The sequence below is a fragment of the Nocardiopsis sp. NPDC058631 genome, assembly GCF_042716955.1.
In the GTDB taxonomy this organism is placed as follows: Bacteria; Actinomycetota; Actinomycetes; order Streptosporangiales; family Streptosporangiaceae; genus Nocardiopsis.
The window spans coordinates 1-11,105 of record NZ_JBHXQY010000146.1; the positions used below are offsets into that span (position 1 = coordinate 1).

The 11,105-nt window shown below is 69.1% G+C and carries 10 protein-coding genes; 4 read left to right on the plus strand and 6 right to left on the minus strand.

The window, feature by feature from the left end:
• Window positions 1-82: 82 nt before the first annotated feature.
• Entirely contained in the window at window positions 83-1,030 is a 948-nt protein-coding gene (locus tag ACFWTE_RS28455; RefSeq protein WP_378783000.1) for an ROK family glucokinase, read from the minus strand.
• Between the two features lie 141 nt (window positions 1,031-1,171).
• Window positions 1,172-1,639, minus strand: a complete 468-nt coding sequence (locus ACFWTE_RS28460; protein ID WP_378783001.1) for a hypothetical protein — start codon at window positions 1,637-1,639, stop codon at window positions 1,172-1,174.
• A gap of 531 nt (window positions 1,640-2,170) precedes the next feature.
• On the opposite strand from ACFWTE_RS28460, the gene ACFWTE_RS28465 reads away from it, so the two are divergent.
• Entirely contained in the window at window positions 2,171-3,970 is a 1,800-nt protein-coding gene (locus ACFWTE_RS28465; protein ID WP_378783002.1) for an AMP-dependent synthetase/ligase, read from the plus strand.
• 314 nt (window positions 3,971-4,284) lie between these two features.
• On the opposite strand, the gene ACFWTE_RS28470 is transcribed toward ACFWTE_RS28465, so the two are convergent.
• From ACFWTE_RS28470 to ACFWTE_RS28485, 4 genes are all read right to left on the minus strand, one after another.
• Window positions 4,285-5,937: a cytochrome bc complex cytochrome b subunit gene (locus ACFWTE_RS28470; protein ID WP_378783003.1), complete on the minus strand. Its 1,653-nt coding sequence runs from the start codon at window positions 5,935-5,937 to the stop codon at window positions 4,285-4,287.
• Window positions 5,938-5,940: 3 nt separating this feature from the next.
• Window positions 5,941-7,083: a Rieske 2Fe-2S domain-containing protein gene (locus ACFWTE_RS28475; protein WP_378783004.1), complete on the minus strand. Its 1,143-nt coding sequence runs from the start codon at window positions 7,081-7,083 to the stop codon at window positions 5,941-5,943.
• A complete protein-coding gene (locus tag ACFWTE_RS28480; protein ID WP_378783009.1) occupies window positions 7,076-7,936 on the minus strand; it encodes a cytochrome c in 861 nt (286 codons plus the stop codon). The genes ACFWTE_RS28475 and ACFWTE_RS28480 overlap by 8 nt, the downstream gene beginning before the upstream one ends.
• A gap of 95 nt (window positions 7,937-8,031) precedes the next feature.
• Window positions 8,032-8,586, minus strand: a complete 555-nt coding sequence (locus tag ACFWTE_RS28485; RefSeq protein ID WP_378783005.1) for a heme-copper oxidase subunit III — start codon at window positions 8,584-8,586, stop codon at window positions 8,032-8,034.
• Window positions 8,587-9,140: 554 nt separating this feature from the next.
• Between ACFWTE_RS28485 and ACFWTE_RS28490 the strand changes: the two genes are divergently transcribed.
• From ACFWTE_RS28490 to trpD, 3 genes are all read left to right on the plus strand, one after another.
• On the plus strand, window positions 9,141-9,578 hold the full coding sequence (locus ACFWTE_RS28490; RefSeq protein WP_378783006.1) for a hypothetical protein: 438 nt from the start codon (window positions 9,141-9,143) through the stop codon (window positions 9,576-9,578).
• Window positions 9,575-9,721, plus strand: a complete 147-nt coding sequence (locus tag ACFWTE_RS28495) for a hypothetical protein (protein ID WP_378783007.1) — start codon at window positions 9,575-9,577, stop codon at window positions 9,719-9,721. Before ACFWTE_RS28490 ends, ACFWTE_RS28495 begins: the two co-directional genes overlap by 4 nt.
• 154 nt (window positions 9,722-9,875) lie before the next feature.
• A complete protein-coding gene (trpD, locus tag ACFWTE_RS28500; protein ID WP_378783008.1) occupies window positions 9,876-10,961 on the plus strand; it encodes an anthranilate phosphoribosyltransferase in 1,086 nt (361 codons plus the stop codon).
• Window positions 10,962-11,105: the final 144 nt, after the last annotated feature.

Here is an 11,105-nt window from a genome sequence, read left to right on the forward strand (position 1 = left end):
GCCCGGGTGACACCACCGGGGCCCGCCCTCGCACGTGTGCCCCGGAAGGTGCCGCGGGCGGGTCCGCGAGGTGCCCGGTGTGTCAGTGGCGGGCGAGGTCCCCGGCGCCGACGATTCCTGCCTCCCCGCCCAACTCGGCCAGGCGCACCTCGGCGAGGCGGCGGCCGGGGCGGCCCGACACGTGTCGGGCGAAGGAGGCGCGGACGGGGTCCAGCAGGATCGACCCCGCGTCGGAGACCCCGCCGCCCAGGACGAAGCACTCCGGGTCGAGGATGGCGGCCAGGTCGGCCAAACCGAGCCCGGTCCACTCGCCGACGATCCCGAAGCACTCCAGCGCGGCCTGGTCACCCTCCAGCGCCGCCTGGGTGATGACGTGCCCCTCCACCTGACCGATGACGCCGTCGGCCAGTTTGAGCATGCGCTCGGCCGCCTGGGGGTCGGTGCGCGCGCGGTCCTGACCCTCCGCGACCAGGGCACGGCCGCTGGCGTACTGCTCCCAGCATCCGTGGTTGCCGCAGGCGCAGCGGCGCCCGTGCGGGACCATCCGGTAGTGGCCGACCTCGGCCGCCACACCGAAGCGGCCCCGGTGCAGGGCGCCGCCCAGGACCAGACCTCCCCCGATACCGGTGCCCAGGGTGACGCAGACGATGTGGTCGCTGCCGCGCCCGGCGCCGAACCGGGCCTCCGCCCAGGCCGCGGCGTTGGCGTCGTTCTCGATCACCACCGGCATGCCCACCCGCTCCTGGACGCGCTCCTTGAGCGGTTCGTCGCGCAGACCCAGGTTGACGGCGACCTGGACGGTCGCGCGGTCCTCGTCGACGAACCCGGCCACCCCGACGCCGATGGCCTGGACGGACCCGGCCTCCTGCCTGGCGCACAGCTCCGCCACGGCCTTGGCGACGACGTCGGCCAGGCCCTGGGGGTCGTTGGCGGGGGTGGGGTACTTGACCTTGTCGAGGATCTGCCCGTCGTGGTCGACGACCCCGGCGGCGACCTTGGTCCCACCGATGTCTACGCCGATGGTCAGCATGGGGGCAGCTCCTTCGTACTTACGCCCGAACTCTGACATAAGTCTCAAGGTTCATGGCAGAGGGTTTTCAAATGGTGTAAACCATTCGATTAAACCAGGCTGGGGGCGACCCCGGACACCCCGGGAGCGAAACCCACCCGGCTATCCCTGATCACCCGCCGCGACCTGCTTGTCCGTGCCCTCTGCGGCCCCCTGGGGCCGGTCCGCGGAGGGGCCGGCCCCCTGCCCGGCCTCCCGGCCCCCGGTGGAGTCGTCGCGGCCCTGCTCCAGGGAGCGCTCGACCACGCCCCAGGTACGGCCCAATGCGTCGAAGGCGGCCAGACCGGCGCGCCCCAGATGGCCGGCGACCTCGGGGGCGGACCTGCGCACGATGTCGAGGACCTCCTCCAGCGGGGGCCGCTCCTCCTTGCCCTCCAACCGGATCGCCTCCTCCCACACGTCGCCCTTGGCCGGGGGCGCGGACGTGACGGCGCCGACCCCGCGCTTCACCCCCGCCACCAACAGCCTGCGCTGGAGGGTGTCGACCAGTCTCAGCGCGTCGTCGATGAGGTCCGGCGTGTCCCCCCTCTCCGCACCCGAACCGCTGTTGCGACCGGTGTTGTCCGCCATGTCCGCTTCCTCTCCTCGCGCCACGTTCCGGCTTCACGTTAACCGGCCCCGGGGGCACACGGCAGGCTTCTCAGGGCAGGCTCAGGGATCAACCAGGGATGAGCGGGGGTGCTCCCCGCGTTGTCGCAGGGAGAAACGACAACAGCGCCAAACGGCACAAACAACCACATATGACCCATATGACACAGAGTTAACGTGATGTGCACAAAGACCATGGCAGGCGTATAGTCTCGCGTGCGTACGAGAGGCCAGCGGAATCACCCCTGACCTGCGCACTTCCGAATCTCCCCGGGGGCGTCACGCCGCCGGGCCGGACGCGCCCGCGTACACACGACTCCTCGGGGGCCCGGACCCGGCACGCGACAGCAGGGGGACACCACGCTGAACAGCGCGTTCACTCCCTGCCACGCGTCGGCTCCGGATCACCGTTGGATACCGAACGGCAACGCGTTCTACTCATGAGTAGCCTTCTGTTGTTACGGTCGTCACGTCCCCACATATCCAGAACCTGTACACGTCCAGGAGCACCACGTGCGCGAATACAGCTCTCCCGCGAAGGCTGAGATCTCCGACGACGCGCGGCTGACCGACACGCTCTACGCGCGCGCGACCAGCCAGCCGGCTGCCGTCGCCGCCCGTCGGCAGGAGGCCGGCCAGTGGCGCGACGTCACCGTCGCGGAGCTGCACGGCGACATCGCCGCGTACGCCAAGGCCCTGATCGCCGCGGGCGTCGAGCACGGAGACCGGGTCGCCCTGATGTCGCGCACCCGCTACGAGTGGACCGTCGTCGACTACGCGATCTGGTCCGTCGGCGGGGTGACCGTCCCGATCTACGAGACCTCCTCCGCCGAGCAGATCGAGTGGATCCTCTCCGACTCGGCCGCCAAGGCCGCCTTCGTGGAGACCGACGCCCACGCCGAGCGCGTCGAGTCGATCCGCGCCAAGGCGTCCGCGCTCGGGCCGGTCTGGCGCTTCGACGGCTCCGAGTTCGCCGAGCTCCGCTCCAGCGGCACCGAGGTCGCCGACGGCACACTGGAGAAGCGTCGCACCGCCGTCAAGGTCGACGACATCGCTACCCTCATCTACACCTCGGGCACCACCGGCCGCCCGAAGGGCTGCGAGCTCACCCACCGCAACTTCCTCTTCATCGCCCACAACGCCCTTGAGGGCCCGGCCAAACAGGTCCTGCGCGGCAAGGAGAACCCCTCCACCCTCCTCTTCCTCCCCCTGGCCCACGTCTTCGCCCGCTTCGTGCAGGTGATGGTCGTCGAGGGCAAGGCGACCCTCGGCCACTTCCCGTCCACCGGGCCGGAGCTGATCGAGCAGTTCTCGGTGTTCCGCCCGACCTTCCTCCTCGCGGTCCCCCGCGTGTTCGAGAAGGTCTACACCAAGGCCGAGCAGAAGGCGACGGCCGAGGGCAAGGGCAAGATCTTCAACGCCGCCGCCGAGACCGCCATCGCCTACAGCAAGGCACTCGGCACCGGGCAGATCCCCCTCGGCCTCAAGCTCAAGCACAAGCTGTTCAGCAAGCTGGTCTACGGCAAGCTGCTCGCCGCGCTGGGCGGCAACGCCGACTACGCGGTCTCCGGAGGATCGGCGCTGGGCGCCCGCCTCGGCCACTTCTTCAGAGGCATCGGCTTCACCATCATCGAGGGCTACGGGCTGACCGAGACGACCGCCCCGACCACGGTGAACAGCCCCGAGTTCAACAAGATCGGCACCGTGGGCCAGCCCCTGCCGGGCACCACCGTGAAGATCGCCGAGGACGGCGAGATCCTCCTCAAGGGCGATCACATCATGCCCGGCTACTGGCAGAACGAGAAGGCCACCAAGGAGGCCTTCACCGAGGACGGCTTCTACCGCACCGGCGACCTCGGCTCCCTGGACGAGGACGGCTTCCTGAGCGTCACCGGCCGCAAGAAGGAGATCATCGTGACGGCGGGCGGCAAGAACGTCGCCCCGGCCGTCCTGGAGGACCGCATCCGCGCCCACGCGCTGGTCAGCCAGTGCATGGTGGTCGGCGACAACCGCAAGTTCATCGCCGCGCTGATCACGATCGACCCGGACTCGTTCGCGCAGTGGAAGGAAGCGAACAACAAGACCGGTGAGATCGCGGACCTGGTCCTGGACCCCGAGCTCAACGCCGCCGTGCAGGAGGCCGTGGACAGCGCCAACAACGCGGTGTCCAAGGCCGAGGGCATCAAGAAGTTCAAGATCCTGCCCAGTGACTTCACCGAGGAGAGCGGCCAGATGACCGCCTCCCTGAAGGTCAAGCGCCACGTGGTCAGCAAGCATTGGAGCAAGGAGATCGACGGCATCTACGAAGCCTGATCCCCCCGGAGGGGGCCGGTCGCCGACGGGGCGGCCGGCCCCCTCTTCGCGTGCGCCCCTCGTACCCGCGCCCCGGCGGTGGCCGCCGCGGTCGGGCTGCGGCCTCCGCTGTCACCGTGGCACGCGCCCCGACCGGGTTCGCCGAGGGGAGGCGGCCGGGGCTCTCCCGAGGGCTCAGGGGCGCGCTGGGGGCGCCGCACCGGGCGTGGACGCGGCGCCCCCCGCCCGCGGGAGCCGGCCCTTCCGCACGGGAGGGCCGAACGCGACGGACCCGGCCGCACAGTGCGGCCGGGTCCGTCGATCAGAAGGCGATCCTAGTGGGCGGACTCCTTCTCACCCTCCGGTGCGGAGTGGTGGAGGTGGTGTCCGCTGTGCGCCTCGACACCGTCGATGGACACGTTGTCCTTGGTGTACCAGTGCGCCAGGGCGCGGCGGAGCTTGCCCATGCCCTTGCGGGCCTTGGGGTTCTCCACGCCCTTGTCGTCGACGTCCGCGTCGTCCGCGAGAGCCGTCGAGGTGATGAGCGGCTTGCTCTCCAACACCTCGGTGGTCTCCTCGGAGTTGCGCTTGTGGACCTCGATGAACTCACCGCTGGGGAGCTGCTGGATGACGCCGCTCTCGTAGCCGTGCTCCAGGGTGTCGCGGTCCCTGCGCTGGAGGCCCAGGCAGATCCGCTTGGTGACGATGAACGCCACGACCGGACCGATGAAGACCAGTGCACGGAAGATGTACGTGGTCAGGTACAGGTCGACCGAGAAGGTCTCCGACAGGATGTCGTTGGACCCCGCGAGCCAGAGCACACCGTAGGCGGTGATGCCCGCGACGCCCAGACCGGTGCGGACCGGCGCGTTGCGCGGGCGGTCGGCCACGTTGTGGACGCCCTTGTCACCGGTGATCCACTGCTCCACGAACGGCCACGCGCCCGGCAGGACGAAGAGCATGCCCATGACTCCGAGCCCCGGGACGAGCACCGCGGTCGGCACCGCGTAACCGAAGATGTTGAAGTCGAAGGTGTTCGGGAAGATGCGCAGCGACCCCTCCAGGAAGCCCATGTACCAGTCGGGCTGGAGCCCGGAGGTGATGGACGTCGGGGTGAAGGGCCCGAACAGGTGGATCGGGTTGATCTGCACGAACGCGCTCAGACCGGCGATCACGGCGAACGTGAAGAAGAAGAACCCCCCGGCCTTGACCGCGAACGCGGGGAACATGGGTGTTCCCACGACGGTCTTCTCCGAACGCCCGATACCCGGGTACTGCGTGTGCTTCTGGTGCCACAGGATCATGAAGTGCGCCACGATCAGAGCCAGCAGAATCGCGGGAATCGCCAGCACGTGCAGCATGTACAGCCGCGTGATGATGTCCTCGCCGGGGAACTCCCCGCCGAAGAGGAACATCGAGACGTACGTGCCCACCAGCGGCAGCGCGAGGATCACACCCTGGAGGATCCGCACGCCCATGCCCGAGGGCAGGTCGTCCGGCAGGGAGTAGCCGAAGAGGCCCTCGATGATCGACAGCGCGAAGATCGCGATACCGATCAGCCAGTTGATCTCACGCGGCTTGCGGAACGCCCCGGTGAAGAACACCCGGAGCATGTGCACCACGATCGCCGCCAGGAAGATCAGGGCGGCCCAGTGGTGGATCTGCCGGACGAGGAAGCCGCCACGCACATCGAAGTCGATGAACAGCGTGGAGGCGTAGGCCTCCGACATGGGAACGCCCTGGAGGCGCTCGTAGGAGCCGTCGTAGACGATCTCCAGCATGCTCGGCTTGAACCAGAGCGTGAGGAAGACGCCGGTGACGAGCAGGATGATGAACGAGTACAGCGCGATCTCGCCCAGCATGAAGGACCAGTGGTTAGGGAAGACCTTGCGAAGGTTCTTCTCCCCGGTCTTCGCCAGGTGGAAGCGGTCGTCGATGAAGTTTCCGACGCCGCGCAGCGCCTTGGGTGCTTGCGTGGTCTTACTCATCGACTAGTCCTTCGCATAATCCCAGAACGTCGGACCGGTCGGCTCCGTGAAGTCGCCGGTCGCGACGAGGTAGCCCTCGTCATCGACGCTGATGGGAAGCTGCGGCAGAGCGCGGTGCGCCGGTCCGAAGACGACCTTGGCGGCGTCCGCAGCGTCGAACGTTGACTGGTGGCACGGGCACAGGATGCGGTGCGTCGTGCGCTCGTACAGGGCGGCGGGGCAGCCCACGTGGGTGCAGATCTTGGAGTACGCGATGATCCCGTTGTGCGTCCAGTTCAGACGCGTCTCATCGGTGCCCTCGATCTCCGCGGTCATGCCCTCCTTCCAGTCGTCCTCCGGGATCTTGATCAACAGGATCACGGACTTCGCCTGGTCGGTGAGGCTCATGCCGTGCGGGTGGTGCCCGTCGTCGATCGCGGGCAGGGCGGAGATCATCCCGTACGGGTCGTTCTCCAGGTCCTCCGCGCGGATCTCGCGGTGGGTGCCCTCGACGAACATGCGCATCCCGGGTTCCCACGGGGTGTGCTTCAGCTTGTCCCCGGGCAGCGGGCCGGTGTCGCGCAGCAGCACGATCGGGGCCAGGCCCAGGGGCACCATCGCGAGGATGAGCGTGCGCCGCATCAGCGGACGCTTGGTGAAGCCGCTCTCGTCGGCGCTCCTCATGAAGAAGTCGCTGAAGGAGCCCTTCTCCCGCTCGTTCGACGGCAGTTCGTCGTAGGGCGAGTGCACCTCGTAGTGGGGCATCACCTTGCGCGCCCAGACCGTCATCCCCGCGCCGATACCGAACATGGCGACGGTGAGCGTGCCACCGAGCAGCATGTTCGAGTACTGGCCGATCTGCGGGTCGGCGATCGCCGGCTCGCCCGCCGCGTTGGGCGGGAACAGGAAGTAGGAGACCAGGAAGCCGATACCGCCCAGGAAGGCGATGACGAACCAGACGGACGCGACCTTCTCGCCGCGGCGCTGGACCTCCTCCGAGTGCGCGTGGGTCTCCGACGCCCGGTAGGGGCCCTCGTGGTCCCCGGGGGCCTCCGCGGGGGCCTCGGACACCACCTGCTCCTCCGCGGCGGCCTTCGGGGTACCGACCACGCGCTCAGGCGTGTGGGCCCCGGCCTCGTTGTTGTCGTTGTTGTCGTTCTCAGTCATGTGCACGCTGCTTCGCGGTGATCCAGATCGCGCAGGCGACGATCAGGGCCAGGCCGACGACCCAACCGATGAAGCCCTCGGCGACCTGACCGATGCGGTCGAGGTCGAAGACGCCACCGGCGTTCGGCTCAGCCTGGAGGGTCTTCACGTAGGAGATGAGCTCGTGCTTCTCCTCGGGAGTGATGGCGCCGTCACTGAACATCGGCATGGCGCCGGGACCGCTGACCATGGCCTCGTAGATCTCGCGCGGGGACGCGTCGTGGATCTCGGGGGCCCAGCGGCCGTCGGTGAGGGCACCGCCGGCACCGGACCAGCTGTGGCAGTGCGCACAGTTGGTCAGGTAGAGCTTCATGCCCATGTCGGTGTCCTCGGCGCCCTCGATGTAGGAGTCGTACTCGGACTCCCACTCCTCGACGGCGGCCTCGAACGCTGCCTCGTCCTCGAAGTCCGCGCGGTTGGGCTCGGAGTCCGGGACGTCGTAGGGGATCTCGGCGCCGCTCCCGTCTTCCCTGATCTCCGCGTCGTAGTACGCGATCAGGTTGGCCAGGTCCTGGTCGGACATGACCATGGGCTTGCGGGGCATCTGGGTGCTCGGGTCCATGGACGGCATGCGTCCCGTGCTGACCTGGAAGTCGAGTGCCGCAGGACCGACGTCGCGGAGGTCGGGTCCGTTGGTCACGTTCCCTTCCGCGTCGTAGCTGCCGCTCCCGTCGTAGTTGTGGCAGCTCGCACACGTCTGGTCGAAGATGGTCTTGCCCTCGGCGATGTCCACGTCATCCGGTGACGGGACGTCAGCGGCGAGGGTCTGCGCCTGGGCCTGGTCCGCGGTGGGTGCCAACGCGGCATACCCCACCCCGAACAGGGCTAGCGCGAGGATGACGACGACATACCCCGCAAGGGGATGCCGTCGCCGCGCGGTAATCCATTTCACGGTTTCCCCGTTTCGGGTTACTGGATGAAGTAGATGGTGAAGAACAAAGCGACCCAGACGACGTCGACGAAGTGCCAGTAGTAGGACACGACGATCGCGCTGGTTGCCTGCTGGTGGGTGAAGCGCTTCGCGGCGTACGTGCGTCCCAGCATGATGAGGAACGCGACCAGCCCACCGATGACGTGGAGTCCGTGGAAGCCCGTGGTCAGGTAGAACATCGACCCGTAGGCGTTCGTCTGCAGAGTCAGGCCCTCGTGGGCGATGAGCTCGTAGTACTCATAGGCCTGTCCCAGGATGAAGAACAGACCCATGAAGAACGTCAGGAAGAACCACATGCGCAGCTTCTTGACGTCGCCGCGCTCTGCGGCCCAGACGCCGGCCTGCGCGGTGAAGCTCGAAGCCACGAGGACCACGGTGATGGTCGACGCCCACGGAACGTTCAGGTGGGTCGCCGGCCATGCCCCCAGGTCGGGGTTTCCATTGGTCACCGATCGGATGGTGAAGTACATCGCGAACAGCGCAGCGAAGAACATGAGCTCATTGGCCAACCACACGATGGTGCCAACGCTCACCAGGTCAGGACGCTTTGCCGCACCATGTGCTGGTGTCGGTGCTGTTTTTGGGTTCGCGGTTGCTGTCGCCACGGGAGCATTATTACGGCATCTCGCGGACGTCCGTACTCGACCCCCCGTAAGGAGGCGGTTCGGTCCCGGTATGGACCCTCTCGGACCGCCACCACGACCCTCTGACCGTGACTCGGGCGTTACTGTAGCGGCTCGGGCACCTGGAGTCCGCATCCGACGCGCCGAAGAGGGCGAAAAAGCGCGATCCTGGGCGGCTGAGGCGATTCGTACCCCTCTTCCGGGCCAACCAACCCATCCGAGCCAACGCCCAGGTATCGAAACGATCACTGTTGGACAACGCCGCGCCCGGGGCGGGTGAACGAACCCCCTCAAGGTACTGGCATCCTGTGGTGGCGAAGGTCTCAGCCGCCGGACGGACTCCAGGAGTCTTCTGGGCAGCGGGGCCACGAGGCAATACAGTCATAGGCATACAGCCAACGAACGCCACGGCCGCACCCCCCCACGGCGGCGGCCGCGGACAGACGCGATGGGACGGTTGCGCGATGGTGGTCAGCGGTACGGACACGGGTGCCAGGATGCGCGTGCTGGTCTACAGCGACAACGCCGACACCCGTGAGCAGGTCCGGCTGGCCATCGGCCGCCGCCCGGCCGCGGACGTCCCCCGGGTGGAGTTCGTCGAGTGCGCCACCGCGCCCGTCGTCCTGCGCAAGCTGGAGGACACCGACCCGGCGGCGGCGATCGACGTGGCCGTCTTCGACGGCGAGGCCTCCCCCGTCGGCGGAATGGGCCTGTGCCGCCAGGTCAAGGACGAGATCTACCGCTGCCCGCCGGTGCTGCTCCTGGTGGGACGGCGTGACGACGGCTGGCTCGCGACCTGGTCGCAGGCCGAGCAGGTCGTCAGCCACCCCATCGACCCGGTCGCACTCGCCGAGTCCCTGGCCGAGCTGATGCGCCGGCGGGTCGCAGCCCTCAGCGGATGAGCGGGGTGGGAGACGGACACCGGGTGGACGGCAACGGCGAGAGGGACATGCGCCGCCGCCTCGTGATGGGCGGGTCCCTCAACCACGGCGCCGACATCGGGCGATGGCGCGGCCACGCCCCGTCCCCGCTCCGGGGGGCCTGAGGGCGGTCCGACCCGTCGTCACGCCGACGCCCGCGAGGCGTGGCGCGAAGGACGGGTCACCGCCCCGGCGTCGGGTGGCGTGCGCCGGAGACCTCTCCGCCGTGCGCCGCCGCCCCGGGTCCCTACGCCCGTTTCTCACCGTGGAGTCACCAGAATGAACGCCCCCGCCTCACCCGCCTCCGAACCCTCGGCCGTCACCGAGCTGACCTGGGCGAACCTGATCACCGCCCTGCTCGGCGGTGTCTCCCTCACCAGCACCGACACCGCCTGGGCGATGAACGAGATCATGTCCGGGTCGGCGACCGACGCCCAGATCGCCGGGTTCGCCATCGCGCTGCGCGCCAAGGGCGAGAGCGTGTCCGAGGTGACCGGTCTGGCCCAGGGCATGCTCGACAACGCGGTGCGCGTGAACGTGTCCGGCCCGACCCTGGACATCGTCGGCACCGGCGGCGACCGGGCGCACACCGTGAACGTCTCCACGATGGCGGCGATCGTGGCCTCCGCCGCCGGCGCGCGCGTGGTCAAGCACGGCAACCGGGCCGCCTCCTCCTCCTGCGGCACCGCCGACGTGCTGGAGCGGCTGGGCGTCGTCCTGGACCTGCCGCCGGAGCTGACCGCGCGGGTGGCGGAGGAGGCGGGCATCACCTTCTGCTTCGCCCCCCTGTTCCACCCGTCCCTGCGCTTCGCCGCCAAGCCGCGCCGCGAGCTGGCCGTACCGACGGTGTTCAACTTCCTGGGCCCGCTGACCAACCCGGCGCAGCCCACCGCCTCGGCCATCGGGGTGTTCGACGAGCGCATGTGCGAGGTGATCGCCGGGGTGTTCGCGCGCCGCGGCGCGTCCGCCCTGGTGTTCCGGGGCGACGACGGCCTCGACGAGCTGACCACGACGACCACCTCCACGGTGTGGGTGGTGCGCGACGGCGAAGCCCGCCGGGAGGCCCTGGACCCTGCCGACCTGGGCATCGCCAGGTCGAGGGCCGAGGACCTGCGCGGAGGCGACGTGGGGTTCAACGCCCAGGCCGTGCGCGACCTCGTCGCCGGCCGCCCCGGGCCGGTGCGCGACGCGGTCCTGCTCAACGCGGGCGCGGCGCTGGCCGCGGTGGACGGTGTGGAGGGCCCCCTGCTGGACGCGGTGCGCGCCGGGTACGAGCGGGCCGCCGCCGCCGTGGACTCCGGTGCGGCCGAACGGGTCCTGGAGAACTGGGTGGAGATCAGCCAGGGCCACGCCAAGGCGGTCTGAGAGCGCGGCCCCGGGCGCCGGCACCGGCGGGTTCCCGCTCGCCGGGGCCGCCGCGGGTGTGACGGGCACGGGGGTGGCCGCCCGGGCGGCGGCCCCCCCCCGGCCATACGTCGCCCCCACCCACACACAACCCAAACCCCACAC